At 44.9% G+C, this 21548-nt stretch carries 23 protein-coding genes; 6 read left to right on the top strand and 17 right to left on the bottom strand.

Annotation, left to right across the window (positions count from 1 at the left end; translation table 11 throughout):
* Positions 1 to 27: 27 nt before the first annotated feature.
* Both NYE20_RS02610 and acpS read right to left on the bottom strand, forming a co-directional pair.
* On the bottom strand, positions 28 to 1044 hold the full coding sequence (locus NYE20_RS02610; RefSeq protein WP_003234282.1) for an outer membrane lipoprotein carrier protein LolA: 1017 nt from the start codon (positions 1042 to 1044) through the stop codon (positions 28 to 30).
* A 165-nt stretch (positions 1045 to 1209) separates the two neighbouring features.
* On the bottom strand, positions 1210 to 1575 hold the full coding sequence (gene acpS / locus NYE20_RS02605) for a holo-ACP synthase (protein WP_003234281.1): 366 nt from the start codon (positions 1573 to 1575) through the stop codon (positions 1210 to 1212).
* Between the two features lie 94 nt (positions 1576 to 1669).
* Between acpS and NYE20_RS02600 the strand changes: the two genes are divergently transcribed.
* Positions 1670 to 2269, top strand: a complete 600-nt coding sequence (locus NYE20_RS02600) for a rhomboid family intramembrane serine protease (protein ID WP_003246687.1) — start codon at positions 1670 to 1672, stop codon at positions 2267 to 2269.
* 251 nt (positions 2270 to 2520) lie between these two features.
* Here the strand turns inward: NYE20_RS02600 and NYE20_RS02595 are convergent, their stop codons facing one another.
* From NYE20_RS02595 to NYE20_RS02575, 5 genes are all read right to left on the bottom strand, one after another.
* Positions 2521 to 4002, bottom strand: coding sequence for a PH domain-containing protein (locus tag NYE20_RS02595; protein WP_339184419.1), 1482 nt, complete (start codon positions 4000 to 4002; stop codon positions 2521 to 2523).
* Positions 3992 to 4471, bottom strand: a complete 480-nt coding sequence (locus tag NYE20_RS02590) for a PH domain-containing protein (protein ID WP_003234318.1) — start codon at positions 4469 to 4471, stop codon at positions 3992 to 3994. Before NYE20_RS02590 ends, NYE20_RS02595 begins: the two co-directional genes overlap by 11 nt.
* Positions 4472 to 4643: 172 nt before the next feature.
* Positions 4644 to 6128: an ATP-dependent RNA helicase CshA gene (gene cshA, locus NYE20_RS02585; protein ID WP_003246685.1), complete on the bottom strand. Its 1485-nt coding sequence runs from the start codon at positions 6126 to 6128 to the stop codon at positions 4644 to 4646.
* Between the two features lie 399 nt (positions 6129 to 6527).
* Positions 6528 to 7901: a UDP-N-acetylmuramoyl-tripeptide--D-alanyl-D-alanine ligase gene (gene murF / locus NYE20_RS02580; protein ID WP_049141412.1), complete on the bottom strand. Its 1374-nt coding sequence runs from the start codon at positions 7899 to 7901 to the stop codon at positions 6528 to 6530.
* A 70-nt stretch (positions 7902 to 7971) separates the two neighbouring features.
* Positions 7972 to 9057 (bottom strand): D-alanine--D-alanine ligase, encoded by a 1086-nt coding sequence (locus tag NYE20_RS02575; RefSeq protein ID WP_049141410.1) that lies wholly within the window; start codon positions 9055 to 9057, stop codon positions 7972 to 7974.
* A gap of 153 nt (positions 9058 to 9210) precedes the next feature.
* On the opposite strand from NYE20_RS02575, the gene NYE20_RS02570 reads away from it, so the two are divergent.
* Positions 9211 to 9531 (top strand): thioredoxin family protein, encoded by a 321-nt coding sequence (locus tag NYE20_RS02570; RefSeq protein ID WP_003234326.1) that lies wholly within the window; start codon positions 9211 to 9213, stop codon positions 9529 to 9531.
* A gap of 14 nt (positions 9532 to 9545) precedes the next feature.
* On the opposite strand, the gene NYE20_RS02565 is transcribed toward NYE20_RS02570, so the two are convergent.
* Complete coding sequence (locus NYE20_RS02565) at positions 9546 to 10418, bottom strand: cation diffusion facilitator family transporter (protein ID WP_014475869.1); 873 nt, start codon at positions 10416 to 10418, stop codon at positions 9546 to 9548.
* Positions 10419 to 10664: 246 nt separating this feature from the next.
* Here NYE20_RS02565 and NYE20_RS02560 point away from each other — a divergent pair, with 246 nt between their 5' ends.
* Positions 10665 to 10829 (top strand): Fur-regulated basic protein FbpA, encoded by a 165-nt coding sequence (locus NYE20_RS02560; protein WP_003225157.1) that lies wholly within the window; start codon positions 10665 to 10667, stop codon positions 10827 to 10829.
* Positions 10783 to 10962: a Fur-regulated basic protein FbpB gene (gene fbpB, locus NYE20_RS02555; RefSeq protein ID WP_277709270.1), complete on the top strand. Its 180-nt coding sequence runs from the start codon at positions 10783 to 10785 to the stop codon at positions 10960 to 10962. The genes NYE20_RS02560 and fbpB overlap by 47 nt, the downstream gene beginning before the upstream one ends.
* Positions 10963 to 10985: 23 nt before the next feature.
* On the opposite strand, the gene NYE20_RS02550 is transcribed toward fbpB, so the two are convergent.
* The 9 genes from NYE20_RS02550 to dctS all read right to left on the bottom strand — a co-directional run bounded on the left by NYE20_RS02550 (position 10986) and on the right by dctS (position 19511).
* On the bottom strand, positions 10986 to 12131 hold the full coding sequence (locus NYE20_RS02550; RefSeq protein ID WP_015715274.1) for an acyl-CoA dehydrogenase family protein: 1146 nt from the start codon (positions 12129 to 12131) through the stop codon (positions 10986 to 10988).
* Between the two features lie 128 nt (positions 12132 to 12259).
* Positions 12260 to 12595, bottom strand: coding sequence for a hypothetical protein (locus NYE20_RS02545; protein ID WP_003225151.1), 336 nt, complete (start codon positions 12593 to 12595; stop codon positions 12260 to 12262).
* Between the two features lie 94 nt (positions 12596 to 12689).
* The gene (locus NYE20_RS02540; RefSeq protein WP_015715273.1) at positions 12690 to 13457 is read right to left on the bottom strand and encodes an ABC transporter permease; all 768 of its coding nucleotides are present in this window, start codon (positions 13455 to 13457) and stop codon (positions 12690 to 12692) included.
* A complete protein-coding gene (locus tag NYE20_RS02535; RefSeq protein WP_003246573.1) occupies positions 13450 to 14376 on the bottom strand; it encodes an ABC transporter ATP-binding protein in 927 nt (308 codons plus the stop codon). Before NYE20_RS02535 ends, NYE20_RS02540 begins: the two co-directional genes overlap by 8 nt.
* Positions 14369 to 14533: a hypothetical protein gene (locus tag NYE20_RS02530; protein ID WP_065423465.1), complete on the bottom strand. Its 165-nt coding sequence runs from the start codon at positions 14531 to 14533 to the stop codon at positions 14369 to 14371. The genes NYE20_RS02535 and NYE20_RS02530 overlap by 8 nt, the downstream gene beginning before the upstream one ends.
* Before the next feature lie 114 nt (positions 14534 to 14647).
* Positions 14648 to 15700, bottom strand: coding sequence for an AI-2E family transporter (locus NYE20_RS02525; protein WP_038827763.1), 1053 nt, complete (start codon positions 15698 to 15700; stop codon positions 14648 to 14650).
* Positions 15701 to 15847: 147 nt separating this feature from the next.
* Positions 15848 to 17113 carry a C4-dicarboxylate transporter DctP gene (gene dctP / locus NYE20_RS02520; RefSeq protein WP_049141409.1) on the bottom strand — a complete coding sequence of 422 codons (1266 nt, stop codon included), beginning with the start codon at positions 17111 to 17113 and terminating at the stop codon, positions 15848 to 15850.
* Between the two features lie 120 nt (positions 17114 to 17233).
* Positions 17234 to 17914, bottom strand: coding sequence for a two-component system response regulator DctR (gene dctR / locus NYE20_RS02515; RefSeq protein ID WP_014478888.1), 681 nt, complete (start codon positions 17912 to 17914; stop codon positions 17234 to 17236).
* Positions 17904 to 19511 (bottom strand): two-component system sensor histidine kinase DctS, encoded by a 1608-nt coding sequence (gene dctS / locus NYE20_RS02510; protein ID WP_021481712.1) that lies wholly within the window; start codon positions 19509 to 19511, stop codon positions 17904 to 17906. Before dctS ends, dctR begins: the two co-directional genes overlap by 11 nt.
* A gap of 70 nt (positions 19512 to 19581) precedes the next feature.
* Here dctS and dctB point away from each other — a divergent pair, with 70 nt between their 5' ends.
* The gene (gene dctB, locus NYE20_RS02505; protein WP_021481713.1) at positions 19582 to 20634 is read left to right on the top strand and encodes a C4-dicarboxylate TRAP transporter substrate-binding protein DctB; all 1053 of its coding nucleotides are present in this window, start codon (positions 19582 to 19584) and stop codon (positions 20632 to 20634) included.
* A gap of 84 nt (positions 20635 to 20718) precedes the next feature.
* Positions 20719 to 21540 (top strand): manganese catalase family protein, encoded by an 822-nt coding sequence (locus tag NYE20_RS02500; RefSeq protein WP_021481714.1) that lies wholly within the window; start codon positions 20719 to 20721, stop codon positions 21538 to 21540.
* The last annotated feature ends 8 nt before the right edge of the window (positions 21541 to 21548 follow it).

Here is a 21548-nt window from a genome sequence, read left to right as displayed (position 1 = left end):
AGGCCAAATCATGTTTGGCCTTTGTTGTTATTTCGATGATTGTCCCTGCATGCTTTTTGCTACTGTCACCATTTCCTCTTTAGAAAGATCTTTAGAAGAGAGAAGGTAATCTACGCCGTCATATGTCCATGATAATGATGCATCCGACAGGGCGCCGATGGTGTAGCCGAGATTTACCGGTTCGCCGTTCAGCGTAACGGAGGAGGAAGCCTTGGCAATCTGGGCTTTTTCCTGAATTAACGTAAATGATTTTTCTCCTCCGTACGTCATGATGATGCGCTTCCCGTCTTCAGTAGATATATCTTTTTCTTCAAGCAGCTTGACGCCAAGCGGCAGTTCCAGCGGCGTTTTGACCGCAAATGTATCGGAAGGCTTCGCGCTTGTGGCGACATCCATTTGAGAAAGGGTCATATTTTTCTTTTCATCAAATGATTCTTTATCAAATTGTTTATTAAATTCAAAGCTGCTGAATTCTACTTTGACCATTACTTTCCGGTCAGTATCCATCACTTTGACAGATGACGGGCTCATATCTTTTTTGTTAAATGTGATTTCTTGCGTAGGCAGCATTTTGTTATGCTGATAATTTGTTTTTGTTTCAAATACGTATTTCTTTTCTTTCGCTGTGAAAACTGCATCCGAATCGTTTTGAACATCCTTTACGAGCGATTCAAACAGATAAACCTGGCTGCTGTTGTTCGGCCAATCGCTTTGAAATCTGAAGCTCTTATTTAAAGACGGCGTGAGAACGAATACTCCGTTTTCATTTCGTAAAATGACTTGGTTTTGGTCCTTTTTCGGATTTTCTAAATAAACCCTGTACAGAGACGGCTTTTTGTGCCAGATTTCCACATTGTATACTTGAGGCTCACTCCCTGTCTCGATGGTCATTTTCGCTTTTGCTTTGTACGAGGTGTATTCTTTCGCCTTTTCATCTAACCCGGCCACAATATCTTGCTGTGTTTTTTGCCCGCAGGCAGAAAGAATAAGAACAGCAAGCAGTCCCGTTAAAAGCAAAACAAAGCTTTTTCTCACCTTTTTCAACCCCTTTTTCTCAATTGATGTAAAAGGAAGAAATCGCTTGTTTGACTTTAACGGTACGCTCGGTACACGTTTAGGCAGAACAGATGCGTACCATAAAAGCCTCAAACAACTTGTCTCCCTTAATGCACTATCAAATATATGAGTGGGGTTTCCCTAATATGCAGACTAGCTTGACAACCTTTCAATCACAACCTGCGCGGCAGCGTATTCTTTTGTATGAGTGATTGATACGTGAACGGCAGCCTGGCTCAGTTTCGTGCAAATGATATAGGGCTTGCCATTTTGGTCTTTCCTAATTTCAATGTCCTGAAAGCTGAGCTGCCTCCCAATGCCGGTGCCAAATGCTTTCGAGAACGCTTCTTTTGCCGCGAATCTGCCCGCGAGAAATTCGTTTTTTCTTTTCTCTGAAAGCTCATAGTATTGGTCAAGCTCGCTTCGCGTCAAAATCCGCTCGGCAAACCTTTTCTGGCGCCCAGCCATAGAGGCGATCCGTTTAAGCTCGGTAATGTCCAGCCCAATGCCGTAAATCATGTATGATAACCTCCTTTGCGTACGTACTATTTAAATGGTTTGTCTCATAAACGTGTTACTATAGATATACCAAAATGAAGAAAAGGGGCTCGGAATGTTTATACGGACTGAAAATTTTCAAACATTTATCAGGCTTTACCCCGTTGTCACCTTTATATTGGCTTTGCAAGCTGTTCTCTGGCTGTTTTTTTCACTTCCTGCCCATTCAGTCGTGTTATGGAGGGATACCGTCACAGGCTATAATCTAGGTGTCGCAAACGGTGAATGGTGGCGGCTTATCACACCGATTTTGCTGCACGCCGGTTTCACACATCTGCTGTTTAATTCCATGTCCATCTTTTTATTTGCCCCGGCTTTGGAACGCATGCTGGGAAAAGCGCGTTTCCTTCTTGTATACGCCGGCTCCGGCATCATCGGCAATATCGGCACTTATGTTACAGAGCCGCTTGATTACGTGCATGTCGGGGCTTCAGGCGCCATTTTCGGGCTATTTGGCGTATACCTGTTTATGGTTCTTTTTCGCAATGAGTTAATTGGGCAGGAGCATTCCAAAATGATCATCACACTGCTCGCATTTGCCGTTCTCATGTCGTTTATCAACTCCAATATTAACATGATGGCCCATTTGTTTGGACTATGCGGCGGGTTTCTTCTTTCGTTTTTATGCGTGCAAAAAAAAGAGCGGCGGTATTAACCGCCGCTTCAGATTGTTGACAAAATCCTAAAATGGTTTTCATTTTAGGATTTTGTCATCTTTTCAGCGTGATTGAAAACCCTTGAAGTCTAGGAAGGACGAGCATAGGAGCGGACTTTCACAGGATGTGATGACGACGGCGTTTAGGCAGGACGCCTGAGAATTTAGCCGTTGATCCACTTCGCATTGAGCACCGAAGCGCAGTCCTGACAACGAATGCGAGGGTTTGCCGACACGCTGGAGCGGCGGTATTAACCGTCCGCTTTTTCATATGAGTACCACTTTAAAATGAAGGCTGCATCCTCTTCACCTACATCCCTCACCGTTAATTCTTCCATATGGCTCGATGATTTCACCGAAGTAGAAATGGTATACAAGCGGCCTTTCTTTTGGAAATAGGATTGGCTGAACTTGCAGACCTGCATTCGTTTTTTCAGTACAATGGCGGTTGTTCTGCCTATAAATCTAGACGTCAGCTGAAGACGGTCCCCGTTGATCGTCCATGCAGCCTCTTTATACGCGAGATAGCCGAAGAGCAATTCTATCGGCAGCAGGATCACTGACAGATAGCCCCATGGCTGAAAGAAGATACATAACGGGATGATCAAAAAGAGTGAAAAAATGACAGAACGGAACAAATAGCGTTTCAACGTGCGCCGCGGCAGGCGGCGGCAGTTTTCTTCCAGCGTATATTCCGGTGTAAATGTTCGGAGCATGTGCGGAAGCTTTTTTTTATGAATCATTGGAAAGAGAATGGTCAAAGCGCCTTCTTCTTTTTCCCGGTCGCCGCCTCCTGCGCTGACGATGGACACCGTTACAAAGCCGAAAAGCTGGCGAATGATATTTTCTTTGATTTTAATGGCTTGTATTTTTCGCAGCGGAATCGTGACTTGATGTTTTTCAATAATTCCCCTTGAAATCACCAGTTCCTGCTCTTTTTTTATGATTTGAAAGTTCGCGTATCTAAACATCATGCCCGCGATGCTGAAAATCCAGGCGATAAATAAACCGATAAAAATGAGTACCGCATAAATACCGATGCTGGCGTGCTGAAGGAAGGAAAATTTATCGAATAACCAATCCATCGGCAGCACTTCATCAAGCTGGGAAATAAGTGCAAATACAGCGGAGATAATGACTCCGATTCCGCCGGAGGTAGAAGCGGCCATGAGCAATTCTTTCGCGTTCATGCGATAGTGCTCTTGCACCTCAACGGACGGATCCAACTCCTCTTCAGCTTCAAGCCGTTCTTCATCAAGTTCATTTTCTCGTCTTTGCGCTTTTTTCTTAAAGACAGCTTCTTTGATGCGTTCCGCTTCTTCAACAGAAATAGCAGAAAGGACGGCTTCTGCCTCTTTGCCTCCTCCTGCTGTTTCAATTTGCAGCTTCACAAGCTTAAAGATTTGCTGGACAAGGCCTGCGCTCGTATTCATCGTTTGAATCCGATCAATCGATATGTATCGCTTTTTTTTAACAAATAAGCCTTCTTCGATTCTAAATTCATCATCTTCAATTCGATAGGTGAACCTTCTCCATTTGATAATGCTTGCCACTACAAGCCAGATGAACAGCACACCGAGCGCAATGGCTCCGTAAAAACGGACAGTATGGTTTGAATTGACAATATACACAAAAAAGAATGGCAGAATGATATTTTTTATCGTTTGAATAATGGTATGGCATAAATTCAAAATGACTGCCGCCGGGTGCAGGCGTTTCGGTTCAGACATCATCGTCAGTCACCCTCGCCAGACGGGAAATGGAGTCTCTCAGCCGATCCGCTTCCTCCATCTCTAAAGCGGGGATCGAATGAACGGTCGCGGCCGTGGAAATTTTCACCGTTGCCAGGTTGTATTTTTTTAATAATGGCCCTTGTGACGTATCGACGTGCTGAACTCTGACCATCGGAACAATCACACGTGTCACCACAAAAATACCTGACTGAATATCTATTTCATGTTCATGGACTTCATATCGCCACACCTTATGACGGACCTTCGGAATGATAAAGACCGTCACAATCGATCCCAGCAGCCAAACAGCGCCGAGCACGCCGCTGATCCAGTACGGCCAATGAAAATAATAGCTTAACACTGCAACTGCAATGACAATAAGCAAGCAAACAGCGGATATGATGATCTCTTGAAGTCGCCAAACCTTTAATCCGTCTGGACTGATTTGGTTTTTTGGCTGCTCTCTCAAAAATACCTACCTCCCTTTTTTTCGTCATTATTTATACGTCTCTTTTACAGAAAGGTTTCATTCTTAAGCATACAGAGAAAAATGGCTTCCGTCAGCTGAAAGTTTGCTGAATAACAAATCGCGAACATAAAAAAGCCCAAAACATCATGTTTTGGGCTCTCGATCGATCAAATTAGTAAGATTTTTTCTGGCGTCTGTCACCTGAAGAACGGCGATCGTTTGAACGCTTTTTGTCATAGGAAGAACGGTTGTTGCTTTTCCCTTTTCCGCCGCGGTAGCCGCCGCCTTGACCGTCTCTGCGTTTAGAAGAGCGCTGGTTCTTGTAGCGTTTGCTGACCATCGGCGCTTCGTCTGTTAAGCGAACCGGTGTGTCGTCTGGCTCTTTAGTAGCCATTTTGATAGCCGCCGCAACCACTGTTACTGCATCATGATCTTCAAGCAGCTCAGCTGCCGCTGTCATGTAGAAGTTCAGGTTGTTTTCACTGATTGTTGTGCGAAGACGTTCAACAGTAACCTGTTGCTGGCCTTCTAACGCTTCATCAAGTGTAGGCTCCTTCATGCGGTCCATTTTGCGTTTTGTTGTTTGTTCAATTGCGCGAAGCATGCTTTTCTCACGCGGTGTAATGAACGTCATCGCCATACCTGTTTTTCCTGCACGGCCCGTTCTTCCGATACGGTGAACGTAGCTTTCAGGATCTTGAGGCACGTCGAAGTTGTATACGTGTGTAACACCTGAGATATCAAGTCCGCGAGCGGCAACATCAGTTGCGACTAGAACTTCGATTGCGCCTTCTTTAAATTTACGAAGCGCAACCATACGTTTCGCCTGCGTTAAGTCACCGTGAATTCCTTCAGCTGCATATCCGCGAAGGTTCAGGGCTTCTGCCAGCTCATCGACACGGCGTTTTGTACGTCCGAATACGATCGCAAGCTCAGGAGACTGAATGTCAAGAAGGCGAGTCAGTGTATCGAATTTTTTGCGTTCTTGCACTTCCAAATAGAACTGCTGAATGTTAGAAACCGTCATTTCTTTCGCTTTTACTTTTACGTGTTCCGGCTCAGTCATAAAGCGCTCTGCAATGCGTTTGATCGGCGCAGGCATTGTGGCAGAGAACAGAAGTGTCTGATGCTCGCTTGGCACGTTTGAAAGGATAGATTCAATATCGTCAATGAATCCCATGTTCAGCATTTCATCCGCTTCATCCATTACAACGGTATTTACATTGTTTAAACGAATGGTGCGGCGGTTGATGTGGTCAAGAAGACGTCCAGGTGTTCCGACAATAATATTCGGATTCTTCTTTAACGCCCGGATTTGCCGTCCAATATCCTGTCCGCCGTAAATAGGAAGAACCTTCGCACGTTTATCTTGTCCGATTTTATACAATTCTTCAGATACTTGAATGGCTAATTCACGGGTTGGCGCGATTACGATTGCTTGAATATTAGGAGACTCGGGGTTAATTTTTTCAACAAGGGGTATACCAAACGCAGCTGTTTTACCTGTACCTGTTTGCGCTTGTCCAATGACGTCTTTATTTGAAAGTCCGAGCGGTATCGTTTGTGCCTGAATCGGTGTTGCTTCTTCAAATCCCATACGATTAATTGCTTTCATGAGATCAGAACTTAAATTAAAATCTTGAAACGTTATAGTCAAATTATTCAAACTCCTTCTAATTGCTGTTTCAGTAATGTCGTGATTTACCACTTATAAAACTGCCCTTTAGACAAGAAGGACAGGATCCATCCGTATACAAAGCCCGAATTACTTTAAGTTTTATCTTACCATTACACTATTTGTTTTTCAATAAGATGAGAAGCAGATCGGCATCTCGAATATGCCGGCTGCTGCTCCATCCGCTCCCAAGAATCCAGCGGAGAACTTCGGGTCACGATGAAAAGTCCGGACGAATATGTTCGTATCGCGAAATAACCTATATATATTGTATCATAGCCGCAGCCGGCCAGATATACATAATTTTCGGCCGGCATACATTAGTGTTTGCATATCATGTTATTTTATGATGCAATATGTGTTTTTTCGCAAAATATTTTCTTATGAAAGCGGGCTCTCTATTAAATCTTTAACGATTTCTTCAAGCTTCATACCTCTGGACGCTTTGAATAAAATCAAATCGCCTTTTGATGCGTTTTCCTTCACAGCTTGGAGGAGATCTTTTTTCTCAGTGTAATGGCTGACGCGGTCTTTCTCAAAGTGTTTCAGGGCGCCTTCCGCGATAAAAGCTCCCAGTTTTCCGTACGTAAAGACGCGGTCAATTTTATCAGGGCTGATCACAGCGCCGCACTCTTTATGGAACGTTTCTTCAAGATCGCCGAGCTCAAGCATATCACCGAGCACGAGCATTTTTTTGCCGTAGCCTTCAAGGCTTTCTGTCAATTGAATTGCAGCTTTCATGGAAGTCGGGCTCGCATTATAAGCGTCATTGATTATCGAAAGGCCGCTGTCTGTTTTGATGAGTTCAAGTCTCATACCGGTTACCTTAAGGCCGCTCAGTCCTTTTGCCGCATCCTCAGGCGCGATGCCAAAATAAGCCCCTGCAGCAATTGCAGCCATGGCGTTCATCACATTGTGCTTGCCGAGTATCGGAATAAAAAACGTTTTTTCTATCCCTTTGATTGTAAAATGGGTTCCTTCCTCACTCTGGCTGACATCCTGAAGCTGATAATCATTATGCGTTCCCGTACCGTACGTTTTCGTCTGGCAGCTGTATGCATTTTGAAGAAGCGGTTCGTCCCCGATATAAATTAGCACTCCGTCTTCTTTAAGCCCGTTTATGATTTCAAGCTTCGCCTCCGCGATGCCCTCTCTAGAGCCGAGGTCTTGCATATGCGATTCGCCGATATTCGTAATCACTGCCGCATCCGGGTTTGCCAGTCGGCTCAAGAGGTCAATTTCTCCTTTGGCGCTCATTCCCATCTCCAATACGGCGATCTCCGTATTTTCAGGCATCGCTAAAACCGTCAGCGGCAGACCGATGTGATTATTGAAGTTTCCTCCAGTTTTGTGGACACGGTACTGGGTACCCAATACGGCGTGAATCATATCTTTTGTTGTCGTTTTGCCATTGCTTCCGGTTACTCCGATGACACGCGTGCCAAGCTCCTGCAAATAGGCTTTTGCAAGCTGCTGAAGTGCAGTAAGGGTATCATCCACTAAAATGACGGCGTGATTCTCTGGCGGATTTGGTACTGACCGATCCCAAAGAACAGCCGCTACACCAGCTTCAAAAGCCTGCTCCACAAAAGAGTGGCCGTCAAAACGTTCCCCTTTCAGCGGAATGAAGAGCTGATGTTGTTCCAGTTTTCTTGTATCGGTTGCCACTCCATGAATGACTGTTTGTTCATATTGCGGATTTGTTAGTCTGCCATTAACCATTTCGGCAATGTTTTTTACTGTTCGCTTAATCAAGTAAGGTCCCTCTCTTTCTTTGTATATACGGGAAAAAACACTGCCCTTTTACCGGCAGTGTCCTTCTTCATTAGAATGTATGCTTAATCAATTGTTTTTCAGTGTGGCGTTCTTTTGCAAGCTCCACAAGCTGTTCAATCAGATCAGCATATTCCACTCCGGCTTCTTTCCAGAGCAGCGGGAACATGCTGAAAGGCGTAAAGCCAGGCATTGTGTTGACTTCATTGATCAGAACTTCGCCGTCAGCTGTCAGGAAAAAGTCCGCTCTGACGAGTCCTGAACCATCGATCGCTTTAAACGCCTTGATCGCCATATCACTGATTGTAGCGTATTCCTCATCAGTCACAATCGCCGGAATCATCAGATCAGTATCTCCATCCTCATATTTCGCTTTGTAATCGTAGAAATCTGTCTTCGGTGCGATTTCTCCCACAACAGAGCATTTAGGATCATCATTTCCAAGAACGCCGATCTCAATCTCGCGGCCGTTAATTCCTTCTTCAACGACGACTTTACGATCATATTGGAAAGCAAGCTCAAACGCTTTTTGCAGTTCTTCACGGTTTCGGCATTTGCTGATTCCGACACTTGAGCCGAGGTTCGCCGGTTTTACGAAGCAAGGGTAGCCTAATTCCTGTTCAACCTGCTCACAGCTTTCTTTCGGAGAACGAGTCCAGTCTTTCTTAAGGAAAGCTGCGTATTTAGCCTGAGCAAGGCCGGCCTGAGCAAATAAATGTTTCATGACAACTTTATCCATGCCGGCTGAGGAAGCAAGCACTCCGTTGCCGACATAAGGAATGTTCAACAGTTCGAGCATTCCCTGGATCGTACCGTCTTCTCCGTTCGGTCCGTGGAGGAGCGGGAATACGACGTCGATGGCTTCATTTTGCTGTGACGCTTCCTGCGGAAACATCTCCTGGTTCAGGGCAGCTGGAGAAAAAGCACTGCCTCCTTGCTCAAATTGAAGCATTTTCACGTTTGAAACAGGTTCAGTTAAACGGGCGCCTCTAACCCATTCGCCTTTTTCTGTTATATAAATCGGATGTATATCAAACTTCTCAGTATTTAGCGCTTTGATTACAGCCAGAGCTGTCTGCAGGGAAACATTATGTTCTGCCGACTTTCCTCCGTACACTAATCCTAGACTTGTTTTCAATGGATACTCCCCCCACTACAATTCATCTTTACTATCTTATCATTTTCACCGGAAAATGATCTAATTATTTTTGGGCATGCTGATGTTGAATGCATTTGTATGTAATTCCTTTTTATTTTATATTAAAATGGCATTGAAAAGGAGATGTGACATATGAAAAAAATCACAACAAACGAACAATTTAATGAACTGATTCAATCCGATAAAGAAATCATTGTAAAGTTTTATGCTGATTGGTGCCCAGACTGCACACGCATGAATATGTTCATCGGCGATATTTTGGAAGAGTACAACCAAAACGATTGGTATGAGCTGAATAAGGACGAGCTTCCTGACCTGGCTGAAAAATACCAAGTAATGGGCATTCCCAGCCTGCTTATTTTCAAGAACGGTGAAAAAACAGCTCACCTTCACAGCGCCAATGCCAAAACGCCTGAAGAAGTGACTGAATTTTTATCTGAACATATAAGCTAATTCGTTAAACAGCCTTATTTTATGTCGTCAGGCTCTACATGAACATGAACATGAGTGACATCGTGTTCATGTTTTATTTTGTCTTCTACTTCATCCGCCACTCCATGGCCTTCTTCTACTGTAAGCTTCGGATCAACCGTAATGACCATCTCGATATGAACTGTACTGCCTAAATACCTCGCTTTCACATCCTTTAGGCGATGCACATTTTCGATCCTGCCGACGGTCTGTTTGTAAGGCTCAAGATCTTTTAAATGGAAGCCGTCTGTTAAGGAATGTGAAGCGTCTTTAAAGATATCCCACGCAGTTTTGCAAATGATGATGCCGATGATAAAAGCCGTTACCGGATCAATCCACGGCAGCTTCAGCTGGGACGAAAAAACACCGATAAACGCGCCGGCACTTACAAAAGCGTCTGACCTGCTGTCCTTTGCCGCTGCCATCAGGGCAGAGCTTTTAATGGACGCTGCCAGCCTTTTGTTATATAAATAGATGCCATACATAAACACAGCACTGCCTAACGCCGTCCATGCCGCGATAAGATTTGGCGTTTCCGTTGTGCCGCCCGCAATCGCTTTTCCTCCGCCGATTAACACTTCAATGCCGACTGCCATCATAATAAAAGACGCAACAAGAGACGAAATTGTTTCAGCCCGATAATGGCCGTATGGATGATCGCTGTCTGCCGGTCTTTGAGAAATCCGCAATCCTATCAGCACCGCTACTGACGCAACAATATCTGTTCCATTATTTAACCCGTCTGCTCTCAGCGCTTCAGAATGATATAGAATCCCGATAACTAGCTTTACAACAGCAAGGATGACATATGCAAAAATATTGAGGAGCGCCCCTTTTTCTCCCTTTTTCAGATTTTCTGTCCGCTCCATTGAATACCAGCCTCCATTCTATTACATAGTATGGTTCAAAACATGAAAAATAGCAGGGTGCGTTCAATGAAGCGGAATATTTCGACAGCAAATTATTGCCCGGGAAACTTTTTGTCGATTTGTTGAATGTTTGTAAATTGGCCAAGAATAGGACTCTTTTCATCTTTACAGGCTATTGCGGACATTGTATACTGAAGTTAATTGATAATGATTATCAATATCGTTTGATTGGAGGTTGGTGACACAATGACACCTCAGTCTGCAGAAATCAGAAAAAAACAGCTCATTCATCTGTTAATACAGAATGGTATATACAAAAAGTCAAAGCGTCATCTGTATGAATTGTCGCTGACGGAGTTAGAAAGTGAATACAAACATGTCAGGAGGGCGCCGGAGCATGCCGAAGCGTAAAGTGAAAACTTACCAACAGCTGATCCAGGAAAACAAAGAGGCGATTATGGGCAATACAAAGCTGATGAACGTTATTTATGACAGAATTGACCGCAAGCATCAAAAAAATCTGCAAGAGCAAAACAATACATAAAAAGAGCCGGTAAGGCTCTTTTTTTATGACTCAAATGCTTCAGCTGCCAGCTTGTGTATCACGGCGTCATCCATCGGCGGGTTGTGAAGACCGGCGCGCACATCACGGTAATAGCGCTGAAGCGGGTTGGTTCGTTCCAGGCTTTTGGCCCCGACAATTCTCATCGCTTTATCAACAACAGACAGCGCAGCGTTTGTGACGATATGTTTCGCCGCACCGAGCTCGCTTGTCAAGTGTGGACGCCGCTCCGGATCGTCATACAATTGAGCGATATGGAAAAGAAAGTGTCTGGCATTGAGCAGTTCAAGCTCCATTTCGCCTGTTCTTTGCTGTACGGCCGGGACATTCTTGATCGGTCCATTCAAGCTGTTTGGAGAATACTCAGATGCAAATTGCACTGCATAGTCACGAGCAGCTTGAGCCACACCAAGATAAATCGCAGGAATGTGAAGCAGCCAGCCATTGGGCTTAGCTCCACGAGGCCCTTGAAGCAGTTCCACCAGCTTATTCTCATCAAGCATTACTTCGTTCAGTACAAGGTCATGGCTCCCAGTCGCCCGCATCGCCATCATATCCCACGTTTCTTCAATCGACAAGCCGGGATCATCTTTATGAATGAGAAACACGCCTGTTGTTTGTTTGTCTTCAATCCATGCGGTTACTAAAAAATAATCCAGAGCTTGTGACATCGTCGTAAAGGTTTTTCTCCCGTTCACTGCCCATTTGCCATCCTTTTTGACGGCGTGTGTACCGGGACGCCCTCCTCTTGTCGGGCTTCCGGTTTTCGCTTCAGTCGCCGCCCTGTTAATGACAGCTCCGTTTTGGACTTCCTTGGCAACAAATGCAAATACGTCTTCATCCCAGCTGTTGCCTTCTCCAAGCTCCCCGATCACGCTCAAATGCCAGCCGATGCTAAGAGCCGTCGGAGCATCTCCCCGTGCAAGCCGTTCTTGAAACAGGAGCATATCGTAAACAGAAATGCCCCCTCCGCCATGAGATGCCGGCAATGTTAATGCTGTATACCCAGCATCACGCAGTTTTTGTATTTTCTCTGCAGGAAAACGTCCCTGTTCGTCATCTTCAGCAGCTGTTTGCTGAAATTCATCCGCAATCCGTCCGATTTTCTCCATCCATTGCCGCTGTTGATCGTTTTGTATAAATAATGACATCCGGCAGCCCCCCAAGTTTTAATTCCGATAAATTTAATATGTATTATAGATTTCCTGCCATTTTTCCGCAACTGTTAACCTTTTGTCCAGTATAGAAAAACACGCCGTTCCCCAAGGGAACAGCGCGATTACACAGGATTTGCATCCCGGTCTTGTTTCATGCCGAGATAAATCAGCATATATGTCAGGTAACCCATCGTCATCACCAGGCCGCCAAAGAAAAAGCTTGAGAAAATCGGCTCTTCAAAAGCGGTCACTGCGGCCAACACAATCCAGCTGGCATACAGATAGATGATAAAATAGCGGATGCCCGTCTTCATTTTATATATCATGTACAGTCCCACGAGAGAAAACAACCCAAGCGCGAGCCTGAAATAAACAAGATGTTCAAACTGAAACATGAATGACACAAATGAGAATCCAAGCAGCAATACGATCGGTAAAGCGGTAATAAAGTTCCTCAATCGAGACACCTCCGTCAGTACCTTTAGTATAAACCAAAATATCAAATGATATTGATTTACGTGAGCTTTTTCACAAAAATGTCATTCCTTGCCTTTAGACCCGAACATCCCGTTTACAGAAGCACCACCAGCCAACAACGATGAAGAATATGGCATGTATGATGAGAATTCCAATTGAAAACAATGGCGTCATGCCTGAAAACAACGCTGTCTCTCCGCTTCTGTATTGCGTAAAGTCAGTGTTCGCAAAAAGCAAAAAGCTGCCCCACTTGTTTTCAAACAACTTCATGAGCTGAACAAGTGTACTCGCTCCGTATAAAACGACAAAAGAAACAACAACTGCTACCGCGCTGTTGCGGAACAGCGAAGAACAAAGCAGCCCGAATAATCCCATCATTACAGCTTCAAGCCAGTTTGACCCGATCAGCGCCAAGGTGTTGACCAGCAATGTCTTTGATTCCGCAGTCACCGATGTGCCAAAAAACACAAGACCGAATAATAATGCCAGAATGTAGTATGCCAGATACAAATAGAAGCTGACCATCACGACTGTGATTAATTTTGACCAAAAGACCTTTTGGCGTTTAACCGGACGAATGAGCAAAAATTTGATCGTCTTTTTATCAAATTCCATCGAAACAATTGTTGCTGCAATTACGATCGTTAAAGCCTGCAGCAAAATGTTCAGGCTCGGTGTATACGATAAATAGCCGATGAAGTTTTCATCTGTTCCGGCACTGATGACAATCCGTTTAATGATCAAAGCCATGAAGAATTGAAAGACAGCCATCAGGATAAGGGAAACCAAAGTGACCTTCCGATTAAAAAGTTTCATATGTTCATTCCAAATTAATTTAGACAAGCTCTTCTCCCTCCTCTTGATGAGCGGTCGTCGCTTTTATAAATTCGTCTTCCAGTGATTGCGTGTAAGGCGTAATGGAAAATACATTCAGATCTTGTCCGACAAGTGATCGGTTCAGCTCCGGTATGTTTTCTTTTGCCACCTCAACTACAATCGTCCCGTCTTGGCTCTCAGCTTGATATTGATTGCCTGTCAGCCAATTGAGCGCTTTTTCTTGCGGCTGCACTTCTATAATCGCTTTTTCTGTGGTTTGATCAGTTCCTTGTAAGCTGACTTCCGCTTTGATCTCACCTTTTTGAATGATGATGACACGGTCGCACAAGTCTTCAACCTCGCGCAATAAATGAGTGGCAAACAGGACAGCTGTTCCTTCCATTTCTGCGAGTTCCTTAATATGATCGCGAAAATCCTTCATCCCCGCAGGATCGAGGCCGTTTGTCGGTTCATCTAGAATGAGAAGCTTCGGCCGGTGAAGAATTGCCTGGGCAATTCCCAGACGCTGGCGCATCCCAAGGGAATAGGTTTTCACCTTATCATGAATCGCTGACGTCAGCCCGACACGTTCCACCACTTCATCAAGCCGTTCATCCGCTATTTTTTTGTGCATATTCGCAAAGTGCTTGAGGTTTTCCCAGCCTGTCAGGTACGGATAGAACTCAGGGTTCTCAACAATTGCTCCAACCGCTTCCATCGCTTTTTCAAACTCTGTATCATGCTGGAATCCGCTGATTGTCACGCTTCCGCTGTTTTGTTTCAGCAGCCCGACGATAATACGGATGAGTGTTGTTTTTCCGGAACCATTTGGACCAAGCAGGCCGATGATTTCACCCTCCATGACGTCCATGCTGATCTGTTTTAAAATCTGTTTAGACCCAATCTTTTTATCGAGGCCTTCAATATGTAAAATCGGCTCAGCCATAAAGCCTTCCTCCTTTTTCGACAAAAAATAAACAGTGCCCAACATTAGGCACTGTTTGTATTATAGCATTTGTTGCTTCCAAATGTTTGGTTAAACCGATGATGAGCGTTTGCTCCGACTGTTTGTTCTTTTCAGGTTTTGTAATGATGACAGGCATTGTCACCTGTTGTGTTCACCACTGTGCGAAGCAATGCCAAGCTCCGATTCCGAGTCTTAATTCCATGCCCTGAACAGGCAGGCCGGCAGATCGAGGCGCACTCATTATTCGATTTTAAACTTTATCGCTATTCTCTCGGGGTCCTTTAGACCTATCTTCCTTGTTGGTGACATCCAGAATATCAAGGAGAAACACAAAGATCGGAATCCCGATAATTAAACCCCAAATGCCGAAAAAGTGTTCAGAGAAAATGAGTACTGTGAAGGTGAAAAAGATTGGCAGCTCTGTTTTCGCCGACATCAGCTTCGGATTTAAGAAATATGTTTCGATCGCATGAATGGCGAATATGACAAGGACAATGTAGAGCACATACATTCCACCGCCAGTGCTGTAGGCGATAATGCTGAGCGGAATCAGGGAAATGACGACGCCTGCTACAGGGATCAATCCAAGGAAGAACACCATAATCGAAAGCCCAAACAGCTGCGGAAAATGCATAATCCAAAGCGCGATAAACGTCAGAATACAGTTGACGAGCGCAATGATAAATTGAGCCTCGAGCACCTTGCCGAACGTTCTTGCAAATTTGCTTCCGAAAAAAGCAATCTCCTCATAAAAGACCCTCAGTTTGCTCGTTTTAAATTTCGCCATGAATTCAGAAAGCCGTTTTTTCTCAAATAAGAAAAACATGCTAAGAATGAGCGCCATCACGACCTGCAAGCCGAATGTGCTGATATCGGCCAGATACGTATACACTACATTGAAGCCCTCTTTGACATATGAACTGATGTTAATATCTCCGAAGACACTGGTGATCTCATCAAAGAAAGGGATGCTGTCAGGATGATACGCAATATGTTTAATCTGCTTTACCAGCTGCTGGATCTGCGCCGCGACGACCGGATAAAACACAAAGCCCCCGACTGTAAGCAGCACAGCCAGCAACATGTAAAGAAACGTAATGACAACCCGCTGGCTCACGCGGAAGAACTGGCTTACAAACTGCCGCACGACAAGCTCCAAACGATCCATTAGAAATGTGAAAATGAAGGTAAGCAATATTAAGTTGATCATGCTCTTAAATAGATATAACACACCAGTTAACACGACAAAGATGGAGAAACGCCTTACTCCCGGGTGCTGAAAAAATTTAACTAAAGCGGCCATTTATACACTCCTGTTAGGACAAACGTCCTTCATTCAATATAGTATCCATTTGTAAATTATATAACAAAAAAATGCTGAGGTCTCTGTCCTTACCTTAATAATTCTTAAACAATTAAAAAAACGGCCCATGGATGGGCCGTTCTTTTTTCAGACTGCTGTTTTCATTTTTTTCATGCCTTCAACAGCCTCTACGCTTTTTGCTTCATCAAATTCATTTTCGCTTTTGGCAACAATGATCGTGGCGATTCCGTTTCCGATCAGGTTCACAATGGCTCTTCCTTCACTCATGAAACGGTCAACCCCGAGCAGGAGTGCAAGCCCCTCCAGCGGAATGACCTGCAGCGCTGACAGCGTTGAGGCAAGGACGATAAATCCGCTTCCCGTCACACCTGCCGCTCCCTTCGATGTCAGCATCAGAACGAGGATAATCGTAATTTGCTGGCCGATGCTGAGGTCTACTCCAAACACCTGTGCCAAAAAGACAGTCGCCATTGATAAATAGATGGATGTGCCGTCGAGGTTAAACGAATAGCCCGTCGGAATAACAAGCCCGACAACGGATTTGGAACAGCCGTAGCGCTCCATTTTATCCATCATACGCGGAAGCACCGATTCGGAAGAGCTTGTGCCAAGCACGATCAAAAGCTCATCCTTAATGAAGCGAAGGTAATTCCACAGGCTGAATCCGTAAAGCTTGCAGATGATATTTAAAGCAACAAATACGAACAGGAACATCGTAATATAAACAGACATCATTAAGCTTGCCAGCGGTTTGATGGAATCGAGCCCGAAGTGTCCGATTGTATACGCCATCGCCCCGAATGCCCCGATTGGCGCGGCACGCATAATGTAGCCGATAATTTTGAAAAAAACGTGAGAAACCTTGTCGAAGAAATCAATGACGCTTTTTCCTTTTTCGCCTAATGCCGCAAGACCCACTCCGAAAAGAATAGAAAAGAATAAGACCTGCAAAATGTCCCCTTTTGCGAAGGCATCAACCATGTTGGACGGAACAATGTGTGTAATAAATTCAATCCAGTCGATTCCCTGACCGCCATTTTGCGTGTATTGTGATACATCTCCTTTTTCAAGCTTGCTGTAATCAAGACCCGCACCCGGCTTCATAATATTGACGACAAATAAACCGATAATGAGTGCGAGGGTGGTGACAACCTCGAAATAGATAAACGCTTTTCCCCCTACTTTTCCAACCTTCTTCATATCGCCCATTTTTGCAATCCCGAGAACGATTGTGAAGAAAATGATTGGTGCGATCACCATTTTAACAGCGTTGATAAATGTATCGCCAAGCGGTTTCATTTCTTTGCCGACATCCGGCCAGACCAGCCCGACAATGACCCCAATGATGACCGCGGTTATGACCTGAACTGTTAAATTTTTAAACAGTTTCATATCCTTCATCCCCCTGTCCTATTCGCCTTTTGTGTCTTTCTTACTAGAATGATAGCGTTTTCATATCATCTGGGGAAGTTTATGATCATAACGGACATTTTGGTCTTTTTGGTCTCAGGTTTATCCTTTTAACACGTAGCGGTTGACCGGCCGGCCGACTCCGCCGTATTGAACGTCCAATTTGATGATCCCGGTTTTTTCTAAGTAATCAAGATATCGTCTGGCTGTCACTCTGGCGATGCCGAGCGCCTTGGCAACCTCTTCAGCAGAAAGGGATGCGGTTTGCTGTTTCAAAAAAGCAGTGACTTCATTCATCGTGAAGTGATTCAACCCTTTCGGCAGATCCTGTACGGCCTGCTGCGGAATATTCAGGATCGCATCGAGCTGTTCCTGGGACAGCGTATCATTCGCTTCGATTTTTTGTTTATATTGCTTGTACTTTTCGAGCGCCTGTCTCATTCGCTCAAGCTTAAACGGCTTTAAGATATAGTCAATCGCCCCGTTTTGCAGCATGAGTGAGATCGTTTCCTTGTCTTTTGCAGCGGAGACGACAATGACATCTACTTCAAGCTTTTGCTTTCTGATCTCCTGCAAGGTCTTGATGCCGTCTTTTTTCGGCATGTACACATCGAGAATGACGAGATCCGGCTGTTCTTCTTTAATCAGCTTCATGCCTTCCTCTCCGTTTCCTGCCGTTGCACAGACAGTAACGCCTTTAACAGTTGTAATGAAATCCTTATTGACCTCTTGAACCATCGGATCGTCTTCAATGAGCAGAACCTTCCATTCTTTACGAGCCATGCTGTGCTTCCTCCCCCTTCATTGGAAAAACGATAGAAAAAGATGTCCCCTGCCCCGCATGTGAATCAACTTCTATCGTGCCCGATCCTTTGTCTATGATTTGTTTCACTAAATACAGGCCATAGCCTGTGCCGCCAGTTTTATTGACCGTAAAACCTTTGTCATAAAGGCGAGGCATATGTGCCGGTTCAATTCCGCAGCCGTTATCTTCTATTAAAATAGCAAGGATATCATCTGTTTGTTCGATACTAATGTCAATTCGTTTGTCTTCAGATTGAACGGTTTCAAATGAGCCGAAGGCATTTTCAATCAGATTCCCCAAAAGCACGACAATATCATGCTGATCAACATGCTCGGGAAATTGCTGAAGACTGCTGTTTTCATCTATATGAACAGCAATGCCGAGCTCTCTTCCCCTTCTGATTTTACTTAATAGAAGGCCTGCCGCAGCGTCATTTTGAATCGAGCGGTGCAGAAATTCAGTCACATTTTCCTGCTCAGTTGACGCCTGGAATGCAAGCTGCAAGGCTTTTTCAGATTTCCCCAGCTGGATGAGGCCGGCGATCGTGTGCAGCTTATTCATATGCTCATGGTTTTGGACACGGAGCGCCTCCACAAAGTTTCTGACACCAGTCAATTCCTCTGCCATCTTGGCCGCTTCCGTTCTGTCCTGAAAAATCGCAACGGCGCCGATCACTTTCTTCTTCATGACGATCGGAATTCTGCTGCTCATGATGACTTTTCCGCTGACACGAATTTCTTCATTATAAACCGCTTTGTTCCGCTCCACGATTTCGGGCAGGCGCGAATCCTTGAGAACCTCCCAAATCACCTTGCCGATGAGATCCCCCTGCACTTCAAAGATCTGTTTCGCTTTTTCATTGAAGATCGTAATGATGAGACGATTGTCAATGGCAATCACCCCTTCATTCATCGAGTGAAACGTCGCTGTCCGTTCTTCATACATTCGGACAATCTCATGGGGTTCAAGCTGAAACATTTGTTTTTTGATATGGCGGGCCAGCAAAAAGGAACCAGCAAGGCCGAAGCCGAGTGTCAGCACAACGATGAAGGCGATATCACGCTTTAAATGAAGCAGGATGTCAGCGATCCCCGGCAGCGTTTTTCCGACAAGCACCACGCCTATTTGGTTCAGGTCTTGATCCTTAACCGGATAAAAAGCGCGAACCGCCGTGCCGAGCTCGCCCTTTGCTTCAGAGAAATAAATGTGCTCCGCAAACGCTGCCTCCTCGTCTGCACCTTCTGATTTCTTGCCAATGCTTGTGCTGACAGGATGCGTATATCGGATGTGATTCATATCCATGACGACAATATAGTCTGCTTCATTAATCATCCTGATTTCTTCAACCGCATGGCGAACAGCTTCTGTTTGTTTTTTTCGCGCCAAGGCTTCTTTCACTTCTGTCATCTCTGACACCGTCCGGGCCGTATTCATCAGCCGCTTTTTCAGCTCCCGCTCCTCTGTATGCTGAATGTTGCCGATGAGCACAATGCCGCCGATCAAAAAGGAGAAAATGACGAGTATATAGGATAAGATCGTGATTTTCCAACGGATTGAGAGCTTCTTTTTGTTCATCAGCTTCTCCTTTCAGGTCTTTACGAATGTCATTGCCCCCATTATCCTTAACATAGGGGGAGGGCTTTTCATGAAGAGTTTGCTTGCATGTCTCGCACTGATGATCGCTGGAATTGCAACCGCTTTATTTATCGGATTCCATGATCATACCTGCAATAAAAAGATTGTTTATGATGACGACCAGGAAGGCCTGCAGGATCAAATCGTGTTCAAATTCAGCCACGTGGTTGCTGAAAATACGCCAAAAGGGCTGGCCGCCAATAAATTCGCTGATCTGGTGAACGAAAAATCAGGCGGGAAAATAAAAATAGAAGTATTTCCGAATGGAAGCCTGTACTCGGACATTGAAGAAATTGAAGCATTGCGAAACGGCGATGTTCAATTTATCGCCCCCTCCACATCGAAGCTCGGCATGCTCTCGCCTGAATGGGGAGTGCTGGATCTGCCGTATGCATTTACAGATTACAACGCCGTCAAAAAAGGGCTGAACGGAAGCATCGGCACACAGCTGTTTGATTCTCTAAAGAAAAACCAATTGAAAGGATTGGCCTATTGGACGAACGGCTTTAAGCAAATCACAACAAATCAAGGGCCGGTCAAAACACCGGATGACTTAAAAGGGCAGGATCTGCGCATTATGCAAAGCGATGTGATTGAGGATCAGTTCAAGCTGCTTGGCGCAACACCTCATCAGGAATCCTTCAATTCTACCTTTCAGCTGTTAGAAAACAATGTAGTCGATGGCGAAGAAAATACAATTTCAAACATCTATTCTAAAAAATTTTATAATGTTCAGGACTATTTGACAATAAGCAGCCACGGTTATCTCGGCTACGCTGTCATGACTGATGAACACTTCTGGAAGGCGCAAACACCAGAAACAAGACGCATTTTGACTGAAGCGATGAAGGAGACAACGGAGTGGAATGAAACGTATGCCGAACAAATGAACAAGGAGCAGCTGGAAGAAATCAAAAAGAATTCTGCTATACATATTTATGAGCTGTCAGATAAAGAGAAACAAGAATGGATGAAGCGTCTTGACCCTGTTTACCGGCAGTATGAGCCCATCTTTGGCCGGGAGCTGATCTGGGAACTGTTGGAGCTGCGAAAAGATTCATAGTTCCCATCTCGATACGCTGTTTTCCGTTTATCTTTCTATCGATCGGAAATATAAAAAGAGATAAACGAAAAAGGAGATGGGTACATGTTTAAGCACACAAAAATGCTGCAGCATCCTGCTAAACCAGATCGTCCAGATCCATTATTCGCTAAAAAAATGCAAGAAATTTTAGGCGGGCAATTCGGAGAAATTTCAGTTGCCATGCAGTACTTATTTCAAGGCTGGAACACAAGAGGAAATGAAAAATACAAGGACTTGCTGATGGATACTGCAACTGAGGAGCTCGGGCATGTTGAAATGATCGCAACGATGATTGCCAGACTTCTTGAGGATGCCCCTCTTGATCAGCAGGAAAAAGCTGCTGAAGATCCGGTCATCGGCTCCATCCTAGGCGGCATGAACCCTCACCATGCGATTGTATCAGGACTTGGCGCCATGCCGGAAAGCAGTACAGGCGTACCTTGGAGCGGCGGTTATATCGTAGCAAGCGGAAACCTGCTGGCAGACTTCCGCGCCAACCTGAATGCGGAATCTCAGGGCCGTCTGCAGGTCGCACGCCTGTTTGAAATGACGGATGACAAAGGCGTCAAAGATATGCTCAGCTTCCTGCTGGCGCGTGACACGATGCACCAGAACCAATGGCTCGCCGCCATTAAAGAATTAGAAGCACAGGAAGGTCCGGTTGTGCCGGGTACATTCCCGAAAGCGCTCGAAAAACAAGAGTTCTCACATCAGCTTATCAATTTCTCTGAAGGCGAAGAAAGCGCCCAGCAAAACTGGCTGAATGAAAAAGCGCCGGACGGAGAAGCCTTTGAATATGTGAAAGAAGCAAAAACGTTTGGAGAAAAACCGGAGTTAAAACCAGCACCGCCTTTTGTTCATAATACACTTCCGGGACGCGAGTAAAGAGACAA

The organism is Bacillus sp. FSL R5-0416 (genome assembly GCF_037975425.1).
Classification (GTDB): Bacteria; Bacillota; Bacilli; order Bacillales; family Bacillaceae; genus Bacillus; species Bacillus subtilis.
The sequence above is the reverse complement of the archived record's forward strand: the minus strand, read 5'-3'. Positions and strand labels throughout refer to the sequence as shown.